General features: G+C 35.3%; 17 protein-coding genes, 1 pseudogene and 3 other annotated features. Of the genes and pseudogenes, 3 read left to right on the top strand and 15 right to left on the bottom strand.

Annotated elements, in window-relative coordinates; translation table 11 throughout:
- The 3 genes from ACSG5Z_RS03385 to ACSG5Z_RS03375 all read right to left on the bottom strand — a co-directional run bounded on the left by ACSG5Z_RS03385 (position 1) and on the right by ACSG5Z_RS03375 (position 3,989).
- Complete coding sequence (locus tag ACSG5Z_RS03385; protein WP_044792564.1) at positions 1 to 765, bottom strand: vWA domain-containing protein; 765 nt, start codon at positions 763 to 765, stop codon at positions 1 to 3.
- A gap of 195 nt (positions 766 to 960) precedes the next feature.
- Positions 961 to 2,247, bottom strand: a complete 1,287-nt coding sequence (gene aspS, locus ACSG5Z_RS03380; RefSeq protein ID WP_088609114.1) for an aspartate--tRNA(Asn) ligase — start codon at positions 2,245 to 2,247, stop codon at positions 961 to 963.
- A gap of 108 nt (positions 2,248 to 2,355) precedes the next feature.
- Positions 2,356 to 2,567 (bottom strand) — a binding site (T-box leader).
- Between the two features lie 66 nt (positions 2,568 to 2,633).
- Entirely contained in the window at positions 2,634 to 3,989 is a 1,356-nt protein-coding gene (locus tag ACSG5Z_RS03375) for a UDP-N-acetylmuramoyl-tripeptide--D-alanyl-D-alanine ligase (protein ID WP_435711250.1), read from the bottom strand.
- 245 nt (positions 3,990 to 4,234) lie between these two features.
- Between ACSG5Z_RS03375 and ACSG5Z_RS03370 the strand changes: the two genes are divergently transcribed.
- Positions 4,235 to 4,717 (top strand): YozF family protein, encoded by a 483-nt coding sequence (locus tag ACSG5Z_RS03370; protein ID WP_137013292.1) that lies wholly within the window; start codon positions 4,235 to 4,237, stop codon positions 4,715 to 4,717.
- Positions 4,718 to 4,820: 103 nt separating this feature from the next.
- On the opposite strand, the gene ACSG5Z_RS03365 is transcribed toward ACSG5Z_RS03370, so the two are convergent.
- From ACSG5Z_RS03365 to ACSG5Z_RS03325, 9 genes and pseudogenes are all read right to left on the bottom strand, one after another.
- Positions 4,821 to 6,332, bottom strand: a complete 1,512-nt coding sequence (locus ACSG5Z_RS03365; RefSeq protein WP_046959291.1) for a M36 family metallopeptidase — start codon at positions 6,330 to 6,332, stop codon at positions 4,821 to 4,823.
- Between the two features lie 332 nt (positions 6,333 to 6,664).
- Positions 6,665 to 9,766, bottom strand: coding sequence for an isoleucine--tRNA ligase (gene ileS, locus ACSG5Z_RS03360; protein WP_435710674.1), 3,102 nt, complete (start codon positions 9,764 to 9,766; stop codon positions 6,665 to 6,667).
- A 54-nt stretch (positions 9,767 to 9,820) separates the two neighbouring features.
- Positions 9,821 to 10,059 (bottom strand) — a binding site (T-box leader).
- Positions 10,060 to 10,157: 98 nt separating this feature from the next.
- Positions 10,158 to 14,360: a tetratricopeptide repeat protein gene (locus ACSG5Z_RS03355; RefSeq protein ID WP_435710673.1), complete on the bottom strand. Its 4,203-nt coding sequence runs from the start codon at positions 14,358 to 14,360 to the stop codon at positions 10,158 to 10,160.
- Positions 14,361 to 14,698: 338 nt separating this feature from the next.
- Positions 14,699 to 15,618, bottom strand: a pseudogene (locus ACSG5Z_RS03350) (class I SAM-dependent methyltransferase).
- A gap of 133 nt (positions 15,619 to 15,751) precedes the next feature.
- Positions 15,752 to 17,440, bottom strand: coding sequence for an arginine--tRNA ligase (gene argS, locus ACSG5Z_RS03345; RefSeq protein ID WP_435710672.1), 1,689 nt, complete (start codon positions 17,438 to 17,440; stop codon positions 15,752 to 15,754).
- 46 nt (positions 17,441 to 17,486) lie between these two features.
- Positions 17,487 to 17,701: a binding site (T-box leader), on the bottom strand.
- A gap of 40 nt (positions 17,702 to 17,741) precedes the next feature.
- Positions 17,742 to 18,518 (bottom strand): class I SAM-dependent methyltransferase, encoded by a 777-nt coding sequence (locus tag ACSG5Z_RS03340; protein WP_435710671.1) that lies wholly within the window; start codon positions 18,516 to 18,518, stop codon positions 17,742 to 17,744.
- Between the two features lie 49 nt (positions 18,519 to 18,567).
- A complete protein-coding gene (locus tag ACSG5Z_RS03335) occupies positions 18,568 to 19,002 on the bottom strand; it encodes a BrxA/BrxB family bacilliredoxin (protein WP_000063705.1) in 435 nt (144 codons plus the stop codon).
- An 83-nt stretch (positions 19,003 to 19,085) separates the two neighbouring features.
- A complete protein-coding gene (locus tag ACSG5Z_RS03330; RefSeq protein ID WP_435710670.1) occupies positions 19,086 to 19,469 on the bottom strand; it encodes a thiol-disulfide oxidoreductase DCC family protein in 384 nt (127 codons plus the stop codon).
- Between the two features lie 3 nt (positions 19,470 to 19,472).
- On the bottom strand, positions 19,473 to 20,600 hold the full coding sequence (locus ACSG5Z_RS03325; protein ID WP_087982610.1) for a conserved virulence factor C family protein: 1,128 nt from the start codon (positions 20,598 to 20,600) through the stop codon (positions 19,473 to 19,475).
- 243 nt (positions 20,601 to 20,843) lie between these two features.
- On the opposite strand from ACSG5Z_RS03325, the gene ACSG5Z_RS03320 reads away from it, so the two are divergent.
- A complete protein-coding gene (locus tag ACSG5Z_RS03320; RefSeq protein WP_435710669.1) occupies positions 20,844 to 21,992 on the top strand; it encodes an FAD-dependent monooxygenase in 1,149 nt (382 codons plus the stop codon).
- 122 nt (positions 21,993 to 22,114) lie between these two features.
- Positions 22,115 to 22,705, top strand: a complete 591-nt coding sequence (locus tag ACSG5Z_RS03315) for a TetR/AcrR family transcriptional regulator (protein WP_435710668.1) — start codon at positions 22,115 to 22,117, stop codon at positions 22,703 to 22,705.
- 25 nt (positions 22,706 to 22,730) lie between these two features.
- On the opposite strand, the gene ACSG5Z_RS03310 is transcribed toward ACSG5Z_RS03315, so the two are convergent.
- From ACSG5Z_RS03310 to ACSG5Z_RS03300, 3 genes are all read right to left on the bottom strand, one after another.
- Positions 22,731 to 23,069: a single-stranded DNA-binding protein gene (locus tag ACSG5Z_RS03310; protein ID WP_048540931.1), complete on the bottom strand. Its 339-nt coding sequence runs from the start codon at positions 23,067 to 23,069 to the stop codon at positions 22,731 to 22,733.
- Between the two features lie 158 nt (positions 23,070 to 23,227).
- Complete coding sequence (locus ACSG5Z_RS03305; RefSeq protein ID WP_000975142.1) at positions 23,228 to 23,482, bottom strand: DUF4318 domain-containing protein; 255 nt, start codon at positions 23,480 to 23,482, stop codon at positions 23,228 to 23,230.
- 154 nt (positions 23,483 to 23,636) lie between these two features.
- Positions 23,637 to 24,368 (bottom strand): Bax inhibitor-1/YccA family protein, encoded by a 732-nt coding sequence (locus ACSG5Z_RS03300; RefSeq protein ID WP_426933713.1) that lies wholly within the window; start codon positions 24,366 to 24,368, stop codon positions 23,637 to 23,639.
- Between the last annotated feature and the right edge of the window lie 2 nt (positions 24,369 to 24,370).

Genomic DNA, 24,370 nt, shown 5'->3' with positions numbered 1-24,370 from the left:
CTATCGAACCGGCGTTGCAGCAGACATTTGAAATCCAAGTGATACTAAGTCCGCATTTGTCCCAGGAAACATCATCACAGCACCATCTGCAATATGAAACCCATGTTCCGTCATCATCTCACGATAGCTTTGAGGTATAGGCGATGAAAGTCTTTGCAACTTTGCACCATATTCATCTGTAATCTCTGTATTTGGCATAATCCCTTCCCACTTCTTTATATTAGAAATTTGTTCTTGCATAATTTCATCTGAAATAAAAATATTTTCAATTAGTACGTTTCCATCAGGTACAGACATATTCATAATTCTTCGTACAATTAATTCTGGATCTTCACCAGTTGATGCCCCATCTGTCATATGACAAACAACAGGAGCTGGTCCATCTTGTAAATTTGGTAATTCCTTTTGCAATAACTTCTCCACTACAGAGAAAGCTTTTGCTGTATCAGTTAAACGATGCGTTTGAATTTTTTCTAATGGACGCAGTCTTGCTACCTCGTCTATTGTTTTCACACCACCCAATAAATCAAAAACATGATCGCTATAGGCTAAAATAGATAACTTATACCTTGGAAGCAAGCGACTACCTTTTGTTGAACGAAATACCATTTGGCGAATCGCTAAAGAAAGAGCATCCGTTACAATATCAATTCTTCTTTTTTCTTCTCCGCCTGCATCCATCATTTGGTTCATTGATGCGCTTACATCAAGAAGATAAATTATATAAGCTGGTGTTTGTTGTGTTGCTTGAGTTTGATATAACATGTTTCATACCCTTCCATACATTATTATATGAACTTTTTTTATATTCATATTTCATTATAACTTATGAATTTTCTTTTTCTCAATTCATTATAAAATGTTCTTAATATAATTTACATATTTTCACACAAAAAATTATTCCTTTTAACATGTGTTGAAAGGAATAACCCCCTTCTACACTATAGAAGGGGGTTATTCTTACGGTATAAGACGCGTACAATCTCTCGGAAAAGCACTCGCCTCTCGTACATTTGTTAATTCCAATAGTTTGTATACAACTCTCTCTAATCCAATTCCAAAGCCACCGTGCGAGGGACAACCATATCGGAATGTATTTAAATAAGATTGAAACGTATCTGGATGTAATCCTTTTTCTTTAAAAGAAGTGAGTAACATTTCGTAATCATGAATTCGCTGCGCCCCTGAAGTTATTTCTAGTCCTTTATATAGTAAGTCGAACGAATCAGTAATAGATGGATTCTCTTTATTTGGCATCGTATACATCGGCCTAGCTTCTTTCGGATAATGTGTAATGAAAACAAACTCACTCTTATATGTTTCCTTCACATATTTCCCTAATAGCTTCTCACCTTCTGTATCTAAATCCCCAATTGGCGATTCTTTCTGGTACTTACTTTTCAAAATTTCTTGCGCTTGTAACAATGTAATTTTCGGTATTTCTGTAATAACAGGTACTTCTATTTGTAATAGTTTTAGTTCTTTTTCACAGTTTTTTGCTACTTGTTGAAACATATATCGTAAAACATCCGTTTCTAGTTGCATCACTTCATAAAAATCATGAATAAATCCAAGTTCTACGTCTAACGATATATATTCATTCAAATGACGGGAAGAATTATGATGCTCCGCTCTGTAAACAGGTGCAACTTCAAAAACACGTTCTAATCCTCCAGCTACCATCATTTGTTTATAAAACTGAGGTGATTGTGCTAAATAAGCTTCTTTTTGAAAGTATGGAAGCTTAAAAACATTTGCTCCTCCTTCTGCCCCTTGTGAAACAATTTTCGGAGTAAATACACGTGTGAAATCGTTCTCTATAAGAAATTCACTAAAGCTCTGAACGAGCGTAGATTTTACTTTAAATATCGCGGCGGTTCGCTCATGTCTTAATGATAATACTCTCTCATTTAGAAGTTGATCTAAGCCAACTTGCAATTTCTTTTTATTTATTTCAAACGGAAGTGGTTCTGCGCGATTTAATATTTTCACGTCGTGAGCGAGCACTTCAACTCCTAATTCTGTTTTCGAAGTCTCTACTATCTGGCCTACTACTTGAACGACACTTTCCACATCTACCTTATATCCAGCTAACTCATTTTCTAGTACACATTGCATAACTCCTGATCGATCTCTTATTAATAAAAAACTAATATTACCTAGATGACGAATTTTTTTTACCCACCCTTGAAGTAATACAACCTTGCCGCCTTGCTCCGTACATTCTTTTGTGAGTGAACGCTTCATTACATTTCCCTCCAGTAATTTTATATTTATTTACGTTATTGTTGTTGTCATCGTCATCATCCACGGTCACTCACCTCCTTTCAAAGAATACAAAAATCCGCCCCTATAAATAGGGACGGATTTTTCCGCGGTACCACCCAAATTGTCATAATGACCATCTTAGCCCTGATAACGGTAGGTACCGTTTGCTTTTACTAATTATCACGTTCAAAGCAACACTCACAGGTGTCTTTCCATCATGCGGTATCGCAATCTTCTCAGCATCCGATTGCTCTCTGTAGACCTTTGCATTATGTACTTTTCCTGATCCTCACTTTTTATATTTACAGAGTATTCTATCTCTTTGTTTTATAAAATGCAAGCCTTTTTAAATATATTTTGATCTTTCATATCCAATTTTGTACAATCTCCTCTAAAGCCATTCCACGTGAGCCTTTCAATAATATGATATCCTTTTTCGTTATAACTTTTAATACTTCCTCTGCTATCTTGGCTTTACTATTAAATGACTGTACTTTTCCTATATCATATTTCTTTCTCGCTTCTTCCGCTACAATTTCAGCTAACTCTCCATAAGTGAATACATATTGAATGCTCTCTTGATTTAACATTTTACCAATTTCTCTATGATATGTTTCAGCATTCTTCCCTAACTCCAACATATCCCCAATTACTATCATTTTTTTCTTATAGGCATTTAATGTCTGGAACGTTTCAATTGCGGCCTTCATTGAAGAGGGACTGGCATTCCATGCATCGTTAATAATTGTAAAACCTGTTTTAGCAGTTAAAAATTGAAAGCGCATATGAGTAATATTTACTTGTCGCAATGCTTTCTGTATTTTTTCTGTGGGGACATTATAAAATTGACCTACGGCGATTCCGACAATCGCATTTAAAATATTATGTTTTCCATGCAAGGGAACATCGTACTGTATTTTTGAATCATTTAATTTAAAATGAACACCATATTCATCTAATTGCACGTTTGTTGGAAACAAATCATTTGTATACTTTTCACCAAACGCCTTACAAGTTATACTCGATAAATTCTTATTTTTCAAAAGCAATGGCTCATCACCATTATACAAACATAATCCTTCATCTTTTAATCCATCAATAATTTCTAATTTAGCCTTCGCAATTTCTTCTTTTGATCCAAGCGTCTCTAAGTGAGAATGACCAATCATTGTAATGATCACTACATCTGGCTGTGCTATTTTTGATAAGTTTCGAATTTGTCCTTTTTCACTCATCCCCATTTCAAGAATTAAAAACTCTGTATCTCGTTTCATTTCTAAAATAGTTAATGGTAAACCGATTTGACTATTAAAGTTTCCCTTTGTTTTATGCACACGATGAGTTGTACTTACAATCGTGCTTATTATATCTTTTACCGTTGTCTTGCCATTACTACCTGTAATTCCAATTACTTTTACATTTAGCTCTTTCCGATAAAATTGTGCCAATTGTTGCAAAGCAAACAAAGTGTCATCTACAAATATAATTGGCATCCCTTTTGGCGGAGTGCTGTAAGACTTTTTCCATAAGGAAGCGACAGCTCCATTATCGAATGCCTCTTTCACATAATCATGTCCATCTTTCACCCTAATGATTGGAACAAATACATTTCCTTCTTTAATGCTTTTGGAATCTATGCAGACACCATGTATCTCTATGTGATGAAACGATTCTTGTAACCCTTCACCGCCTACTACCTCTTCAAGTTTTTTCAAATTCATTTGAATCAAAGTATCACCCTTTCCATTTTATTACATAATTTCCGTTTTATTTACGCATATTGATAAAGTGAAACTTTAATCAGTGGGGATTTTGTTCCTCCCCACTGATTATCAGCCCTCACCAATCGGGCTTTTACGGTAAGCCCGCCCCCCCACCTAACTTCTTTGCTTTCCCTGAATTTTGAGGTGGAGGGTCTTACTGCCCGGCAAATAGCGGGATAAAAATTTTATAGCGAGGTGTTTATATGAAAAAAGCGATTAGTTTCTTTCTTCTTTTGTTATGCCTAATTGCAGTGAATGAAACATACGCCTATTCACCAAAATCTTTACCAATCTCCCAAAACTCTAATCAATGGAAAGTGAATATTGATGAACCGAAGAACATAGGTAACAATATGCTTCAAGCTAAAGAAGATGAATTTCAAACATATCAATTTTCAGTAAAAAATGTTGGTAACAGTGAAGTATATAACGTACAAGTCGAAGTATTCCGCAACGAGCCAAAAACGAAAACGAAATATGAACTTTTCTCACGAAAGGAAAGTCGCTTAGCAAGTGGAAAAACTGGATTTGAACATGCTAATTTTCCAGTTGCTACAAAAGCTGATGAAGTTGATGTAATCATTACTTGGCAAGAACACCCTTTCCGCTCCATGAGAAACGGTCAAAAAGTTGAGTCTAGAAAATTTAAAGAGCATTTTGTTTTTAAAGACGAAAAAAACAACTAGAATGCGGATGAATTTACATTAGCATTCATATAGCTTACTTTACTAGTACCGGTTCTTAAGCAAATTAAAAAGTCGTGGCTTATAAACGCCACGACTTTTTATATTAATTCGTACTAATTCCTCTTGCTGCCCAAATACGATCGATATCAGCAGCATGTTGTCCGCCATATAAAAGAGCATCCGCTTGCTTAATCGCTTTTGCTCCATCACTGAATTTAGAGTTTGGTGTTAATGACCAGTGTGATTGTAAAATAATTTTCGTTGCTACATCACGTCCAAAAGCTTGTGCCATCTCATATTGACCTTGTGCCCAAATTTCTCCATCATCATGTACCTCATTTGTAACATCTTTCGGATACACTTTATTCGTATCTAATCGGCGCAAGCACGTCGGATCTGAACTAGAATAAGCTGTCGCATCCCATTCTCCAACACATGCTTTTCCGTAGCCTGTTGTCGATACTGCATCTTCATACGTAGCACCTAAGAAGTCACCAAATCCTTCTCCCATCGCTCCGCCTTCTGCAGAACTACCAAAGCCAGGCACTTGGTTATCTTGAATTGAATGCCCGTATTCATGTGCGATAATACCAGCATCTTCTGCATCATCTACTCCGCCAGTACCAAAAGTTAAAGCTTTCGTTGTCGGAGAATAAAATGAGTTATCAGCCGTCGTTCCATTCACATTCACTTTAATAGAGCGATTATTAATATTTTTAAATCCTAACCCTTGAATGTAACGCTGTAATGTATCGATATGATAATACGACATAACATCTTCAAAGCTATCATTTGCACGTGTATAGTTAAATTGTAAATTTGTAGATTTTGTTTTTGCTTTTGAAGAAATCGTTACATACTCTCCAATTAAAAATCCTGTCCCATCTAAACCTTTTAACGTAACAGTCTTCAATTGATTCGTTAACGCTGTTGAATCTGCATCGTTATTATCTTTTAAGCCTACTTTACTACCGCTAGATACAACTGGGTTAGGTAAAAATACTTTTCCTGTCCCTTCAGCTTTTCGGTTTATATCAACCTTTTTAATTAACTTCCCATTTTCCGCATCAATAAATGTTTCCCATGCACCAAATGGATTATTAGAATGGACTACCACTTTATATACTGGACGAGCAATTCCCTCTTCAACAATATATCCAAATTCTTTCTCTGTAGGAGCCCATAAGTTTTGCTCACTTGCTTCTCCAACATACGCCATTGATTTTTGTATTGCATCTTTTTCACTAATTTTTGTCGTTACTTCCTTCACACCTTTGACGGATTGATAATCAGAAACAGCAAGTACGCCCTTTCCCTCTCCGTTAAGAGTAACTGTAATTTGTTTTGAAAATACAGGTGCACCATTAACAACTTGCTGGAACCTAACATATGAAGCTACTGACGTTTCTGTTGTAGAAATATATTGCAAGTCTGAAAGGTCTGTTTTTAATCCATACTGCGCAGCATTTTCTTTTAAATATTCAGTTGCTTTTTTCTGTGGCGAATAAGCTTCTAGCTTTACTTGCTGCTGTTTTTCCAATGCCGAAACCGTAGAAATCGTCCCCATTACTAACGGCACAGTCATTGCCATTGCCACCATTTTTTTATTAAACATAGAACCACTCCCCCTAATAAAGTAGCTCAACCTTATCCCATTACCACTAGGCAATCATTCCCCACAAAATGGGGGGATAAAAATTGAATCTACGAGTAATTCTCTATAAACAATTCTATTACCTTTCCATTTAGGTTGAGTGAAATTTTCTCAATATTTATGTATAAAATGAGAAAAATACTGTAGAAATATATTTCTACAGTATTTTATTTAGTGTGCTATGAAGAAAGACATTTACTAGAGGACCTATCGAACGGATTATGAGGAAGTTAGCCGGATAAATTTCCATCATACAAAAAGGAAGTTGGAATGATTCCAACTTCCTTTTTTCTTTAATGAGCCGTGCTTAATTTAATTCGAACTTTCGCTTCACCTAAAGATAGTTCATCGTCTTCATTCGTTAAGTGATCAAATGTAAATTGCTTAACGAGTAAATTTTCTTCCAATAAATCTTTATGGTTCGTTAATGTTCGTTGTAGCTCTTCCTCTGTATCAAGAATAACATCTACTCGTAAATTAACCGGTAAATTTAACTGCTTACGATATTCTTGAACCGCTCGAATAAATTCACGCGCCACTCCTTCTTGTAACAACTCTTCTGTTACATTCGTATCTAACATAACTGTATATTGTCCGTTAGTCGTATTAGAGAACCCTGATTTCGCAACTTTCTCTACTACTACATCTTCAGCCGTTACAACTACTTCTTCTCCTGGTGCAGTTTCGTAAACTGCTCTTTCTGTAGATACAAAGTGTTGTACTTCTTCTTTTGATAATTGTTTTAACCATCCATTTATTGCATTCACATTTTTACCAAACTTCGGCCCAGCTGTTTTAAAGTTCAACTTTAATTGATAGGACGTGTATTTCGTTTCATCGAGTTCAACATGAAACGCTTTGACATTTAGCTCATCCATGACGATATCACGATAAGATTCCCAATCCATATCATTTTCATTATGCGCTAGTAATACAAGTTCCGCTAACGGCTGTTTTACTTTTAAAGAATGTTGATTACGGTTACTTCTTCCTAGTTCAACAACTTGTAAAACAGCATCCATTTCCGCTTCTAGTTTCGGCTGAAGTAGTGATTCATTTACAACTGGATAATCCTCTAAATGAACGCTACTTCCAGTTAAATTTAAATGAATATCTTCAGCGACAAACGGTGTAAATGGTGCAATTAATTTACTAATTGTCACAAGCACTTCATGAAGTGTCTCATACGCAGCTGCTTTTTCAGCATTCATACCAGATTCCCAGAAACGATTACGTGATCGTCTTACATACCAGTTACTTACTTCATCTACAAGCGCCGCGATTTCACGAGCTGCATTCGTAAATTGATAATCATCAAGTGCTGTTCTCACTTTTTTCGTTGTGCTATGCAATCTTGATAATACCCATTCATCCAATTTCGTCCGCTTTGCGTCATACGTTTCTTTCGGATTATACTCATCTAAATTTGCATATAAAACGTAGAAGCTATACACATTGACTAATGTATCTACAAATTTAGACTTTGCTTCCAGTACTGTTCTTTCCGAGAAACGTTTCGCATTCCAAGGAGCACTGTCAACGAGTAGCGCCCATCTTAATGCATCTGCACCAAACTGATTTACTAAATCAACTGGATCTAGTGCATTCCCTTTACTTTTAGACATTTTCTGTCCTTCTTCGTCTAATACATGCCCTAGTGATAACACTCGTTTATAAGGCACTTTTCCTGTATATAGTGCTGATACTGCTAATAAACTATAAAACCATCCACGTGTTTGATCAATGCCTTCTGCAATAACATCCGCTGGAAACTGTTCTTCAAATAACTCTTTATTTTCAAATGGATAATGATATTGCGCAAATGGCATGGAACCACTATCAAACCAAACATCAATTACTTCTGGTGTACGATTCATTGTACTTCCGCATTTTTCACAGCAAACTTGCACTTCATCTACATATGGCTTATGCAATTCCAAATCTTCCGGTGTTTCTTTTGTACTATGCTTTCTTAAATCAGCAATGCTTTTCGGTGCGAATTGATGATCGCAACTTTCACATTCCCATACGTTTAATGGTGTTCCCCAATATCTATTTCGGCTAATATTCCAGTCCACCATATTTTCTAAAAACTTACCAAAGCGTCCATGTTTCATATGGTCTGGATACCAAGTAACAGAATCGTTATTTTGCAAAAATGTATCTTTAATTGCAGTTGTTCGGATTAACCAACTCTCTCCTGCATAATAAAGAAGTGGTGAATCACAACGCCAGCAATGTGGGTAGCTATGTTCATACTTTTCTTTATGATATAGTAAGCCTTCCTTCGCTAAATGACGAACAATATCCACGTCACAATCTTTTACAAATTTCCCTTTCAAAAATGGTACTGCTTCTGTATACTCACCTTTCTCATCTACAACATGCAAGAATGACAATCCTTCACTTTGAACGACTCTATAATCGTCCTCCCCATATGCTGGAGCGATATGAACGAGTCCTGTACCACTATCTGCCGTGACAAAATCTGCTGCGATAACGTGATAGCCATTTGTAACTTCTTTCATTGGAAATGGCGGCATATAAGATGTGTTTACTAATTCTTCACCTTTATGAACAGATAATACTTCATAGTCTTCTTTTAATACATCTTGTACACGTTCTTTCGCAACAATGTATACATGACCTTCTTGTTTCGCTTTCACGTATTCCATATTTGGATGTACAGCGAGCGCAACATTTGCTGGAAGTGTCCAAGGTGTTGTTGTCCACCCTAGGAAATATTCATTTTCACTATCTTTCACTTGAAACTTAACTGTTGCACTTAAGTCTTTTACTGTTTTATACCCTTGTGCAACCTCATGTGAACTTAGTGAAGTTTGACAACTTGGGCAGTATGGTGAGACTCTATGCCCTTTGTACAATAATCCTTTTTCATGAATCGTCCCTAAAATATGCCATACACTTTCGATATATGGATTCTCTAGCGTAACGTATGGATCATCCATATCTACCCAATAACCGATGCTTTCAGTGAATTCACGCCACTGCTTCTCATATGTGAATACACTCTCTTTACACTTCTGAATAAATGGCTCAATTCCATACTCTTCAATTTCATGTTTACCAGAAATACCGAGTTGCTTCTCAACACCTAATTCTACAGGTAAACCGTGTGTATCCCATCCCGCTTTTCGTAGCACTTTATAACCAGCCATCGTTTTATATCTCGCTACTACATCTTTAATTGTCCGTCCAAGTGCATGTCCGACGTGTGGTAAACCGTTCGCCGTTGGTGGTCCTTCATAAAATACGAAAGACTGTGCGCCTTCTCGATTCTGAATTGATTGCTCGAAAATACTTTGCTCGTTCCACTGCTTACGAATACGTGTTTCCCTCCCTACAGCTGACTCTTTTACATCTACTTTCTTCATCTACAATCACTCCTTTTGAATATTTTAAAGCACACAAAAAACCCGTCCCCATGAAGTAGGGACGGGTTTAACCGCGTTACCACCCTAATTCTATTAGCTCTTCGCTAATAGCACTTAGCAACGTACTATCATACGTGTTCTTTGTAACGGTAGACATCCGTCCGGGCTTACTTATTTCAGCCTCGGCTCCTCGGAGATGATTTTCAAATAACGTCTGCACACCGGCTTTCAGCTATACACCGACTCTCTGGGGAACAATTCATTATTTTACTCGTTCTCGTCTTCAGATTTGTATACTTTATTAAAAGCTATTTTATGCCATTGGGCAATAAATTGTCAACTAATTCGAAATATATATTTAATTATACCCTTTTTCACAATTCCTATACAATTATTTCTTAAATTCTTGTATTCCAGCTAAATCTTCATCTTCTTCAATAAGCTCAGCAAAGAATCCTGATTCATCCTCACGAAGAACAATTTCAAGCTCTTGCTTCGCCTCTTCAATTCTATTTAACTGTGCTAAATAACAAGCGCGATCGTATCTTGCTAACAAATCACTCGCATCTATTGTTAATACATCATTTGTTATTTTTTCTGCCTTTAGTGTTTGTCCGGTACCATGATACGAAGATGCTAAAGAAAGAAGAATTGCTGCTTCATTTGGATGATGTATAGAAGCATTTTCTAATACATGAATTGCCTCTTCAAACCTTTCTTGACTTTGATACATTTCTCCTAAAGCAAGAAACGCTCTACTTACAAACGGTGTTTGCTCCGTTAATTGTAAGGTAATCTTTTCTGCTTTTCTTTCTTCTCCTATTTTAAAGAATACTTGTGCTTGTAAAAGAAGCGTATCATAATCATCTGGTAACTCTCGAACCATTTGCTTCGTTAATTCTGAAGCATCCCGTAACATATCTTCATCCTCACACGCCATGAAAAGATTTACAAGTTGCTTCGCTATATCGTAATCCCATTTATTTTCTAACGATGTTTGCAATACATCTGTCGCCTCTTTATACATCGCCACATTCTCGTAAAATAGTGAAAATCGCTGCGCTGCCATACTATTTTTTTGATTTAACTTTAACGAAATTTCATACAAATCAATGATTGTAGTAATAATCGAAATTTCTTTCGCACGGTTTTTCATACGATAAAAAGCTCTCGTAATTATGGATTTTTTCGGCTGTTCATTTTGTTGACGTTCAATCCATCTTTCCGTCACCGCAGATGCAGCATACATAAATGCCATACTTCTTTCTGCCTTCTTCACCTTTAATGTATGAAGAAAATCTCGTATGTTAGACAATTTCTTATGTTGTTCTATCGCTTTTACATACACATCAAATATTCGTTCATTATTTGCATCTTTTTGTATAACTTTCATTGCAATTTCAATTGCTTTTGCATTTCTTTTTTTCACTAACACTTTGGCATAATGATATAGAACTTCTATATGCTCACTATCTAATTGAAGTGCCTCTTCAATCTGTGCTTGTTCTTTATCTATTTCATCCATCGCTCCATACACATATGCAATCGCATCTAATCGCCATATTTCAGGTGCTTCGTCCGCTAATTGTTCTAGTGCTGTCAGTAACTCTTCCTGAAGACTCATTTCTACTGAAAGCTGTGCCAAATATTCCATATTAATATGCATCGGCTCTTCTTTCATAGCCTGAACCATATGACTTTGTTCTTTAGAACGATTTTCTTCTTTTTCATATATTTCTGCAAGCTGTAAATGCACACCTACGAAATTCTCATCAAGCTCTAAACATGTTTCATACGCTTGTTTTGCTTCCGTCAATTGCCCTAATGCCATAAGTATTTCACCAATTCGGTAATACGGTAATGCCGTTTCCTTTTGTTCTATCGCCTTATTATACCTTTTCATCGCTTGGCCGTACTGCCCAATAGATTCATATAAAATACCTGTATAACAACCGTATTCGCTTATTTCTTTTCTTTCTTTGTGTAACGTTCTTAAGAATGCTATACCTCTTTGTACAAATACCGTTCCTTTAATTCGATTCACATATTCATCTAACGCACTTGCCACATTATATTCACTCTGCTTTATACCACTCTCTAACTTAGACAAAGCTACTTTAAACCCTTCTTCATTTCCACCAAGTTCAACCTCAGCATCCCATAGAACCATTCCCGCATTCATAAGAAAATCTTGGCTCTTTTCAATTTGTTTTTCAATACCGAGAATATATTGTTTCGCTTCCTTGTATTGTTCTTTCGCCATATAAACTTGCGTAAGTCCAAAGTGAGAATAAACATCATCATGATTTTCTTCTAAAGCACGATTATACAATGTTTCTGCTTCTTCCAGACTATCATTTTGAAAATGATAGTCACCGAGTTTTACGTATAGAGGTGCCTTATCGTCACAATTCTCAATACCTCTTAATAAAATTTCTTTCGTACTTTCCTCATCCTTCAAATCAGACTCGTATATTTCCGAAAGTTTCGTATAGATGTAAGGTGCATTACTATCCAAATAAATCGCTACTTTAAGCCCTTTTATCGCTAAATGTAATTTCCCTAAATGATGCGCACATCTCGCGCGCTCATACCATATATGTGCCTCATTTTTATTCTCTCTTAATAGGTCATTAAAAATTTCATACGCTTCTTCATATCTTTCTAAATCTATTAATATTAATCCGTGATTCGTTAAAGTGAATCTTTCTGGACTACGTTCTAAAGCAACTTGAGAAAACTGCAACGCCTTTTCAGATTGATCGATATACATGTATGATAGAGCGAGAAAACTCCAAGCAATCGGCTGATCTGCGTCTAATTGTAATGAGGAACGAAAACTTGAAATCGCTTCTATATAACTTTCCTGTTCAAAAGCATATCTTCCGTTTATTAAATGATATAAAGCACGATTATTTTTCTTCTCAACACTTGTCAGCATTTGCCCGGCTTTTTCTAATTCTTGAAGGCGAATAAAGCACTGCGCACCATGCAATTTAACAAAATCTGAGTTCGGAAACTTCTCCATTAACTTTTCAATACAACATATAATAAACTCATTATCTACTTCAACATCTAAATGCTTAACTGTATATAACCACGTATTCGGATTATCACTCGTCTCTTTTAAAAATTGTACTAAGTTATGAATCCCCTCTTTATCATGTTCATCTAGATGATCCGTAAGAGAAAAAATAGATTTAAAATAATGATTTTCTTCTTCATTTAAAAATGCTAATTGCTCCTTCTTTTCTTTCGGAACAAACGTAATCGCTAAACAACCTGTGTAACGATATTTTTCTTGTAACTTACTATATTCCACAATAACTGGTTCTATAAAGTTCGGATCTTGAACATAAAAAGCTTGTAACGTATCATCATATCCAGATAGCACTTGTACATGTGAAGCATGCTCAATATCTATACTTAATAAAACAGGAATCCCTTCATCCAGCAGTCTCTTATAATTTTCCTCATTCCCTTTAAAATAACGATATTCATAACCTAATTCTTCTAAATAAGAAACAGTATCTGAAAACTTTGAGCCTGTCATATCAAAAATAAACTCTGCTATTTCATCTTGTGTACGTTTTTCTCCCCATAACTGCAACATCATTTCTAAACTTGTCGGAACACAATAATTATCCTTTTGTACAATAGGAACTATCGGTAAATGCACCTTTTTTCCATCTGGATTTTTTTCTAAATTATGATATAAAGACTCTTTTAAACTTTTTTCTTCTTTTAATAACTGTTGTAAATCTACAAGTTTATTCATTTTGTAAAGCGCTTCTGCACGTAAATGTACAAAGTAAGCTTTATACACATGATAAGGAAGCTGATTATTTATGTTATCTATTACCGCTAACATTTCTTCATACTTCCTTAAATCTAATAAATATTTTACCTTTTCAAAATGAAAATATGGTACTTGCGGGAACTTTACAATCGCATCATCAATTAGCTGTAATGCACGTTTTTGTTCTCCTTGATTCGCATATAATTGTGATAATAAATAGGTAGATAGCTCTTCACAATCTTTATGCTGCATGCCGGCTATAAATTGTTCTTCTGCTTTCTCCCATTCACCTGTATGCATATAGACGTAGCCCCATTTATCAAATACGGCACGTGAACTGTACTCCTCTGCCTTTTGCATATAGATTAGGGCTTCTTCATTTCGTTTCATTTCCAACAAACATCGTACTAACGTAAAATATGTTTTCGCTAAAAGATCAGCTTCTATTTCTTCTTTACTTACCTCTTCTAATGAGTCTTTTAACAACTGTTCTACTTCAAGTATTTTCCGCTCATCAATTAACTCATCACAATATAAAGAGAGCGTTCTCATATTTGGGAATTTTTTGTAGGCGTAGCGAATGAGGAATGAACTGTATTGGTGCATAAGCCCTTCATCAGTAAGACGTATTAATATGTCAAACTCCTTATGTGAAGGAACACTAGCAAGCCAACTCTTCAAATAAGATAAAGTATTCTTTTCTTTTATATATGAAATTTCATTATTTATTTCCTGTAATCGATCTATAAATCTCTTGTCTTTCAAACAAGCATCTAACTGCTTAAAATCTAGCATGTATTCACCTCGAATATTTATTTGTACTGCTACTTGCTTAGATTTTACACATCATATTGTAGGTATTCAACTAAAATCTCTTATAATGGATGGTATTAATTAATATTATTCAAATTTATAACAAAATATAGTAAAAATGATTGTTTTTCTCCATATTTTGTTTAATTAAATGGAATAACGTAACATGAGGATTTTATCTTTTGGAAGCTGAAATCCGTACATGAAATTATATCGGCGATAATTTAAATATATCGACGATTTTCAAAATATATCAGCGATTATACGGTGGATATCGACTTACCGACAAAAAATGACAATCCTCAATAAATCGCTATCTTTCAACATACTATTTCACCAAATGTAATTTTCATATTCGGAGCATATACTAAAGAAGAATGTAGATGAAATGCCTTAAAAAATCGGAGTTCAGCTTCATATTGAGCTAGCGCATCATCATATGTTAATCCTCTAGCCATTAAACGTTCTATAAAATGCTGTTTATCACCCGGATCCCCTGCAATCCCCTCTTCTTTTAATGAATGATACAACCTTTGTTTATCATTATAGTGCATATTAAAATCTAAAAAGTTCACTTTATCACTTACTCTACATTCAATATTTTTTACGCCTAGTTTACTTAAACACATCGGTATTTTCATACCAATATTTCCATCTTTTCCGCTTCTCTGCATGTCATTTTCAAATAACTTCTGCAAAGCACCTAGCCTAATAATTTCCGATTGATTCTCTCCATCTAAAGAGTATGAAGACATATTTGATATCCAATGTGGTTCAAAACAGATTATTTTTCCGCCCTTTTTAATTGAATGTATCATTTTTTTAGCATCATTTTTGGCGAACTCATATGTAATAAGAAAGCATGACAAATTGCTATATCGTATGTATCTTTCAATTCAATTTCTGTAGCATCTCCCTCAAGAAATTCTGTCTCATACGGAAGTAAACGAAACAACTCTCTCGCTTCAGATAATAATGTTTCTCCACTATCAATGCCTGTATACTTTGATCCTTCTGAAAGTAAAGGCATTAATACTAAGCCTAAATAACCATATCCACAACCATAATCAACAATATGTACTGGCTTAGTAATCTTCCAAACCATATTTACTAAAAAGCTTACATAATCGTCGTTGTAATATAAATCTCTTGTGTTTTTTAAATATGCTAGTTTACTGTTCCAATCGTATGTTTCCAAGTTTAACGCCTCCTTTTTATATATGACATTACAATTCTCCATTTAATAAGGACATTCCTACACTTGAAACAATTCTAGAAAAATTTAGATTTAATAAAATAAAACTTCTGCTTTCACATTTTCTATAAAAATAAATAGGCATACATATCTACTATGATACGTATACCTATTTGTTTCACATCTCCTCAGGTGCCTCCACCCCAAGTAAACGTAATCCCTCTTTTAATACAACCGTCACAGCATACACTAATGCGAGTCTGCTGTCTTTCTCTTCGCTCTCTTCTAATATACGAACATTACCGTAATATTTATTAAACGATTGTGCTACATCCAATACATATTTTGAAATGATTGATGGCTCATTTTTGTTGAAAGCTGCTTCAATTATTTGAGGGAATTTATTCAGTAATTTTACAACGCTCCAGCTATGATCATCTTTTAATGCAAACGTACACGTTTCAAATTCTACACTTTCTTTTCTTAAAATAGAGCACGCACGTGCATGTGTGTACTGTACATACGGTCCTGTTTCACCTTCAAATTTCAGCATGTTTTCTAATGAGAATTCGATATTATGCATACGCTCGTTTTTTAAATCGTGAAAGATAACTGCGCCAACACCGACTTGCTTCGCTACTTCTTCTTTCCGTTTTAAGTTTGGATTTTTCTCTTCAATATTTTGTTTTGCAAGGTCAATTGCTTCTTCAAGTACTTCTTCAAGTAAAATAACTCTTCCTTTACGTGTCGACATTTTCTTACCATCTTTTAAAATGAACCCAAACGGTACATGTTCCATGCCGTCAACCCAATTGTAACCAAGCTTTTTTAATACAGTGAAAAATTGATTAAAATGTAAACTTTGTTCTGGGCCAACTACATATAACGCTTTATCAAATGCATATATGTTTTGACGGTATAACGCTGCTGTTAAGTCACGTGTTGCGTAAATCGTTGCACCATCGGATTTTCTAATTAAGCAAGGCGGCATTCCCTCTTCTTCTAAATTAACGACTAACGCTCCTTCTGACTCTTCAAGCAAATCATGTTCTTCTAAAATCCCAATAAAATCTTCCATTAAGTTATTATAAAAGGCTTCTCCTTGAAAATTAGTAAACTCAACACCGAGAAGTTCATAAATACGAGAAAATTCTTTTAAGGATTCGTGACGGAACCAATTCCAAAGCTCAACAGCTTCTTCATTACCTTCTTCTAATTTCTTAAACCAAGCGCGTCCATCTTCTTCTAATTCTTCATCGTCTTTTACCTCTTCATGAAATTGAACATATAACTTAAATAGTTCACGTATTGGATCCTCTTTAACTACTGCTTCATTTCCCCATTTTTTATAAGCGGTAATTAACTTTCCAAACTGTGTGCCCCAGTCTCCAATATAATTAATTCCTACAACTTCATAACCACATTTTTCAGCAATATGTTTCAGTGAATTTCCAATCATTGTAGAACGTAAATGCCCCATTGAAAAAGGTTTCGCGATATTAGGAGAGGAATAATCGATAACTACCGTTTTTTCACAACCAAAGTGATTTTGACCGTACTCTTCTTTCTCCGCTAAAACCGTTTTTAATACATCATCACTTACCGTCTCACGATTAAAAAAGACATTTACATAAGGACCAACAGCCTCTACTTTCGTAAAAAATGGATCACTTAATTTTCCTGCAACTTCCTTTGCGATAATAGCTGGTGATTTTTTATATTGCTTCGCAAGTGAAAAACATGGAAATGCCGCATCTCCGAATTCATCTTGTTTCGGCGTTTCGATTAAATCTAAAATTTGATTTTGCGTTAATTCATTCGTAAAAATATCGGATAAACTTTCCGCAAACTGCGTTTTATAATCCATACTATATAACCTCCTTATTTTTTTAAACACAAAAAACTCGTCTCTAAAAAGAGACGAGTTTAAACCCGTGGTACCACCCTTGTTGTTCATTACGAACCACTTTCCCGTTTATAACGAGGACAGGGGGCCTCGGCTTACTCTACTATTCGTTCAAGAAGCATCTCCGAAGTGCGCTTCATCTTTTCCTTCCGCACTAGGCTCACACCATCCCTAGCTCGCTTTCCTTCTAAAAAAGACTACTCTCTTCATCACCGACAGTATATTTAATTAATTATTGCTTATTATACATCTTTTCAAACAATTAGCAAGGGTCAATTACACCAAAGTGAAACTTAGCACTTCTTCTTTTGTATACATGAAAATTATGTTTTTCAAATCTAGAACTACGGAAATGATCTTTCAGAACGACACGCTTTCTCGCCACACGCTTCGCTTCTGCAATTGTTTCGTTAGTAATATCATGATACAAAGCGAAGTGTTTTAATCCTTTTATTCCATCTGATTCTATAACAGTTTCTTCAAACATCGGATCAAGGTACACAACATCATAACTATTGTCTTCACATTGTGTTAAAAATGCGTAATGCTCCGTTTGCTTCACATCGATTCGTTGCATTGCCTCATCAATTTCAGAAACAGTTGAAGACCATGTTTTTAAACCATTTTCCATAATATAAGCCATATACTCATTGCCTTCAAGTCCCGTTACTTTTCCGCTTTCACCAACAATATAACTAGCTACAATACTATCTGATGCCATACCGAGCGTACAATCTAATACTGTCATTCCGCTCTCTAATTGCGCGGCTTGTACAAACGGATCGTGTTCTCCGCGCATTAACCTTTTCACACGAAACATCGCTGAGTTTGGATGAAAGAAAAATGACTCTTCCGTTCCTCTCGGATAAATAGCTAATCGGTTTTTCCCTACAACAAGTACATCTTGTTCATACTGCTCATGCAGTTTATGTACTGGTACGTCATTACGTTTAACGAAAGAACGATTTAATTCTGCTGCTACCTTGTTTGCATAATCTGTCATTTCTTTGTTTTTTCTTCCTGCTGTTGTTACGATCATTGTTTCACCTCTATATAAAGAAAAGAGGGAGATTTACTCTCCCCCTTCTTTAGCAATTCTTTTCGAAAGCTTGTTCTAAGTTCGTAATAATTTCGTCCATAGTTGCACCTTCAATTTCATGACGGTGAATGAAGTGAACAACTTCTTTTCCTTTTAATAATGCCATAGATGGTGAAGATGGAGGAATTTCTCCGAAGTATTCACGCATTTTTGCAGTAGCATCTTTATCTTGACCTGCGAATACAGTTACAAGATGATCTGGTTGTTTTTCAGCACGAACAACTGCTTGACCTGCTGATGGACGTGCTAAACCAGCTGCACAACCACAAACTGAGTTTACAACTACTAAAGTTGTACCTGCCGTGTTTTCCATAAATTCTGTTACAGCTTCTTCTGTAGTTAACTCTTCAAACCCAGAACGCACTAATTCTTGACGCATTGGGATTACCATTTGGCGCATGTATTCTTCATAAGCATTTGACATCGTGTAATCTCTCCTTCAACTTTCATTCCAAATTCATCATATCACGCTCTATTACTAGGTGCAAAAGAAAGATAACGATGATTTCATTTTTTTGTAGGGATTTCACAAACCCCACCGCGGCAATGTCCAGCTGGGACAAGTTTTCTATTGTTAGCGATATAATCGTATACTTTACTTCCAAATCCGAGTACGATAGATAGTTTTATAAAAGGAACGGCAAACCAATAAGATGGAACGGCCTTTGCTAATACATGTATGCTATGAATTCCGGCATACCACTTATTATTTTTTAAAATATACAATCTTTGTTCCATCTTACTTTGTAGTTTTTGAGAAAGTTCATACTTCTCAACTACACCTTCATCTCGAAATGAAACAAATTGCATCTTACCCTTTTTATCTAGTTTTTTCGTACGTTCTGCAACCGCCGTACACATCGGACACCAACTATCATAGAAAACAATCATACATTACTCCCCTTTACGAGACTCCGTCATTTGTTTCCATACAGAACCTTTTGCTTCTTCTCCACCTTCAATACGCTCTAATGCTAGACGCGCTTGCATCGCTACTTCAAACTCCGGATCATCTTGCGCTGCTTTTAATGCAGGAATCGCACTTTCATCTCCAAGTTCAAATAAGAACATAGCTGCACGCCAGCGTACTAATTTACTTGAATCTTTCAGAGATTTAATCATAACGAACATCGCTGCTGGATCACCTACGTCTGATAAGCAATCGCCCGCTGTACGGCGAACACTTACTGAACGATCTAATAACGCTTTATATAATAACGGCAATACCCCATCACCTTTTACCATACCTAAATACGCTGTTGCTAAACGGCGGATTGAAACTTTTTCATCATCTAACGCCATCTTCAACACTGGCATATCTTCTTCAGTAGGATCCATTTGCTCTAATGCTGCAAAACGATTTTTCCAGTCAGCATCTTTCATCATCTCTACTGTTACTTTATATGGCTCACGCTTTTGAATCGTTACTTCAACAGCACCTGCCTGGTTTAATAATTCTTTAACTGTTTCATTTACACGTTCTTCTGAATAAGCAGCAACAATCTCTTCTACTACTTCTTTCCCGATTTCTTCAAAATTACCGTAACGTGTACCTTGTTCTACCCATTTGCGCTCTTTCACAACGTTTGGTGCAGACATTTGAACTTTCATAATTGATTCTTTAAAACGATCTGGTAAACCAACACGTTCTTCCGATGTTCCATCTGTTAACTTTACTTGCATTGGAATTGTAAAGAACATTTGAACAAACACTTTCACTTCCCCAAAATGAGCAAGTTGTTGTTCTTCACTTTCTTCTACTACCTGTTCGCCGAAAACAGCACGAACTTGTTGTAATAAAACTTTCCAGTCAAACTTCGCATTTCGCTCCACTGCTAAAAAGTCGGCTACATGATATACACCTTTAATGCCTTCAATTTTCAAAATTTCTTGCACTTGCATTGGTGCTTGTTCTTTATTTTCATTTGTATAATTATTACGCGCTCCTGATGGTAATACTTCATTCAAAATAACTTTCATTGTATTTGGACTTGGCGTCGGTTCAATTGCTTTAATCTTCACGTAAAAAACTCTCCTTTATTGCGTGTTCTTAGCTGTATTGTAACATGTTATCACTCTATACTCCTACTCGGATGCTTAATTTTGCTAATTCCTTTTCTACATTTCTTAGAAGTTTCATTCATTCTATTTTCATCTAATCGTTCGAAAACTAAAGTTAAAAGTATAATTGACAATACCAGAAAAAGGGATTAACCTTAACTCATAAAATGACTATGGTCATTTTATGATCAAAGTCACTCTAAGTTGGAGGGATATCAAATGAATAATGTCATAATTATTGGTGGCGGTATTGCTGGACTTTGCGCAGCAATTTCCTTACAAAAAATAGGATTAGATGTAAAAGTATATGACCAAAATACTGAACCTACTGTTGCTGGTGCAGGTATTATCATCGCCCCAAATGCGATGCAAGCACTTGAACCATACGGAATTTCTGAGAGAATAAAAAAAATTGGCAACGAAAGTGACGGCTTTAACCTTGTATCCGAAAAAGGAACTATTTTTAATAAATTGACCATTCCAGCATGTTATCCAAAAATGTACTCCATTCATAGAAAAAATTTACATCAATTACTACTTTCTGAACTAAAAGAAGATACTGTCGAATGGGGAAAAGAATGCGCAAAAATAGAACAAAATGAAGAAAACGCCTTAAAAATATTATTCCAAGATGGTAGTGAAGCACTTGGTAATATACTCATTGCTGCTGATGGTATTCATTCTGTCGTTCGAAAACAAGTAACACAAAGCGATAATTATCGTTATGCAGGATATACGTGTTGGCGCGGCGTAACTCCTACTAATAACCTTTCTTTAACAAACGATTTTATTGAAACTTGGGGAACAAACGGTAGATTTGGTATCGTCCCTCTTCCCAATAACGAAGTATACTGGTATGCGCTCATAAACGCTAAAGCTAGAGATCCAAAATACAAAGCTTACACAACAGCAGATTTATATAATCATTTCAAAACTTACCACAATCCCACCCCATCTATTTTAAATAATGCATCGGACGTTACTATGATTCATCGTGACATTGTAGACATTACACCAATGAAACAGTTTTTTGAAAAGCGCATCGTATTTATTGGGGATGCAGCTCATGCACTTACTCCTAATTTAGGTCAAGGAGCTTGTCAGGCAATTGAAGATGCGATTATTTTGGCTGAATGTATTAAGAATAATGCCCATTATCGTCAAGCATTCATAGAATACGAACAAAAAAGACGAGATAGAATTGAAAAAATCTCAAATACTGCTTGGAAAGTTGGAAAAATGGCGCAAATAGAAAGTACACCTTTAACTATAGTGAGAAACGAAGTAATGAAACGTATTCCGAAATGGATTTCTGAAAGGCAAGCACATGAACTATACAACTTTCATTTATAACAAAAATGAGAAACAGCATTCTCTACCCTTCTTTCAATTACATTAAACTTAATCATGAAGTAAGATTTTATTTAAGATTATCTATTAAACAGATATAATTGTTTGTGTTAGGAGTAGATAAAATGCTTAGAGAAACGAGAAAAAAAGAATTAAAAGAACTTATATTCCTAAAAGCAGTACAACTCTTCCAAGAACGCGGGTACGAAAATGTAACGGTTCAAGATATTACTACTGCATGCGGGATTGCAAAAGGAACTTTCTTCAACTACTTTCCGAAAAAAGAAAACATATTATTATTTTTAGGTGATTCTCAAATTGAGCTATGGAATGAAAGTTTAAAAGCATATGAAAATGTGGAACATCCAAAAGAAAGAATCAAACTTGTTCTAGGAGACTTACTAGACCGTTTTACTGGACATGGTGATTTAATGCAGCATGCCGTCTTTGAGATTATTAAGTCTAACTACTTAGTAGAAAATGAAGGAAAAAGCATACAACAACTACAAGAAGGTTTGTCTTCAATTATTGCAGAAGCAAAAGCGACAGGAAAATTAAACAGTAAATGGGATATACATATTATCACCTCTACAATTATGAGTACTTATTTTTATACATTAATGTCCCATTCACTATTACATGCTAATGAAATAAACGTGAAAAATATACTCAATCAACAATTAGATGTTGTTTGGGAGGGTATCAATCAAAAGTGATAGAGGGCTATACTACTAAGCCCTCTTATTGTGATGCCCCCTCCCGCCTTTTCTCCAAAAATGTAATGCTCTCAATCAGAACTTCCGTTATATATATTCTCTTTCCTTGATCATCTTCGTAATTCCTCGTATGAATACGTCCGGTAATTCCAACAAGTGACCCCTTCTTACAATATTCAGTTACATTCTCAGCCGATTTTCTCCAAACGACACAATTAATAAAATCTACTTGTTGCTCACCTAAACTATTTCGAAAACCTCTATTCACCGCAACACATACTCGTGCATAAGCGACACCTTGCTTTGTGTAGTATAATTCTGGCTCCTTTGTCAATCTACCGATTAATACAACTCGATTCATCATATGTTATACCACCTCACATATTTTTCTTCATTGTAAAGAAAAATGTATGAAGGGTAAAAAGCGTAAAATAATATATTTTAAAGTAAAAAATATTATTTTATATGCTGTAAAAGAAAAAAAGAAACCTTACATATATTAAACATGTAAGGTTTCAAAATTTATACTTCACTACAGGAAATGTAATATCCACCGCGAGCCATCTTTATCTCAACACGATACATTACATTTTCTAAGTAAAAAGTAATCGGTTTAACTTTACTCTCAAAATTCAATTGTTCCTGACATTCAACCGCATACCTTTCAATAGCGGAAATAATAACTTCTGATGATGGATACGTTAAAGCATCTTCTAGTTCTATGAAAAAACTTTTAGAAAATAGTTTTTTCATAATCCCTTTCTTCTCTTTCATCATATTCCATCCCCCTTCAATTTGAGTTACCAACAACCATATTATACCATTACCGAAATTAACCTGCATTAACAGGCAGTATAAGCCTCACTGATTAAAATTTCACTCTATCTTTGAAAATAAAAAAATCCTGCATTTTTCATGCAGGATTTTTTTATTAGTCATTTTTCGTAAAGTAAGAAACGAAACGAAGAATTTCTAAGTATAACCAAACTAATGTAAGCATTAGTCCCATCGCAGTGTACCACTCCATATATTTCGGAGCTTGACTACGTACACCATTTTCGATTAAATCGAAATCTAGTAATAAGTTTAATGCAGCAACTACGATAACAACTGCACTAATAATAATACCAATCGTACCGCCTTGGTGAATGTACGGAACAGTTACACCAAACATGTTTAGTAGAAATACGACTAAATACATAACCATAATTCCAAGTGTTGCTGCCATCACGCCTGTACGGAATTTATCCGTTACCTTTACTGCACGCGTTGCATATAACACTAACATTGCAAATAGAATTGAGATTGTTAGTAATACAGCATTTAAAACGATAGAATCGCCAAATTTCATTGTATAAACCGCTGAAATACTACCTAATACAACCCCTTCTACCGCCGCATAGATTGGTGCACCAAAAGGTGAAATACGCGGAAAGAACATAGACGCAAATGCGATGATTGCCGCAACGATTAAAGCACCAATTAATACCGGCATCTTCATCGTCCCCTGCATCATCTGTATGTATGAATAGACAGACGTTGCAAGTAGCAAGATAAGCATAATAAACGTTTTGCCTACTGTTCCGCCAATCGTCATCGCAGAAGCGCTTGCTCCCTCTTTACGGAATGCCTCTTTTTTCAACATTGGATTAGATGTTCTCATTT

It is taken from the genome of Bacillus pretiosus, from assembly GCF_051294775.1.
Lineage (GTDB): Bacteria > Bacillota > Bacilli > Bacillales > Bacillaceae_G > Bacillus_A > Bacillus_A wiedmannii.
The sequence above is the reverse complement of the archived record's forward strand: the minus strand, read 5'-3'. Positions and strand labels throughout refer to the sequence as shown.

What these genes read in the sequence shown, in the direction of transcription:
- ACSG5Z_RS03385 (WP_044792564.1), bottom strand. Translation starts at nt 765, where the DNA reads ATGTTATATCAAACTCAAGCAACACAACAAACACCAGCTTATATAATT.
- aspS (WP_088609114.1), bottom strand. Translation starts at nt 2,247, where the DNA reads ATGAAGCGTTCACTCACAAAAGAATGTACGGAGCAAGGCGGCAAGGTT.
- ACSG5Z_RS03375 (WP_435711250.1), bottom strand. Translation starts at nt 3,989, where the DNA reads ATGAATTTGAAAAAACTTGAAGAGGTAGTAGGCGGTGAAGGGTTACAA.
- ACSG5Z_RS03370 (WP_137013292.1), top strand. Translation starts at nt 4,235, where the DNA reads ATGAAAAAAGCGATTAGTTTCTTTCTTCTTTTGTTATGCCTAATTGCA.
- ACSG5Z_RS03365 (WP_046959291.1), bottom strand. Translation starts at nt 6,332, where the DNA reads ATGTTTAATAAAAAAATGGTGGCAATGGCAATGACTGTGCCGTTAGTA.
- ileS (WP_435710674.1), bottom strand. Translation starts at nt 9,766, where the DNA reads ATGAAGAAAGTAGATGTAAAAGAGTCAGCTGTAGGGAGGGAAACACGT.
- ACSG5Z_RS03355 (WP_435710673.1), bottom strand. Translation starts at nt 14,360, where the DNA reads ATGCTAGATTTTAAGCAGTTAGATGCTTGTTTGAAAGACAAGAGATTT.
- argS (WP_435710672.1), bottom strand. Translation starts at nt 17,440, where the DNA reads ATGGATTATAAAACGCAGTTTGCGGAAAGTTTATCCGATATTTTTACG.
- ACSG5Z_RS03340 (WP_435710671.1), bottom strand. Translation starts at nt 18,518, where the DNA reads ATGATCGTAACAACAGCAGGAAGAAAAAACAAAGAAATGACAGATTAT.
- ACSG5Z_RS03335 (WP_000063705.1), bottom strand. Translation starts at nt 19,002, where the DNA reads ATGTCAAATGCTTATGAAGAATACATGCGCCAAATGGTAATCCCAATG.
- ACSG5Z_RS03330 (WP_435710670.1), bottom strand. Translation starts at nt 19,469, where the DNA reads ATGATTGTTTTCTATGATAGTTGGTGTCCGATGTGTACGGCGGTTGCA.
- ACSG5Z_RS03315 (WP_435710668.1), top strand. Translation starts at nt 22,115, where the DNA reads ATGCTTAGAGAAACGAGAAAAAAAGAATTAAAAGAACTTATATTCCTA.
- ACSG5Z_RS03310 (WP_048540931.1), bottom strand. Translation starts at nt 23,069, where the DNA reads ATGATGAATCGAGTTGTATTAATCGGTAGATTGACAAAGGAGCCAGAA.
- ACSG5Z_RS03305 (WP_000975142.1), bottom strand. Translation starts at nt 23,482, where the DNA reads ATGATGAAAGAGAAGAAAGGGATTATGAAAAAACTATTTTCTAAAAGT.
- ACSG5Z_RS03300 (WP_426933713.1), bottom strand. Translation starts at nt 24,368, where the DNA reads ATGAGAACATCTAATCCAATGTTGAAAAAAGAGGCATTCCGTAAAGAG.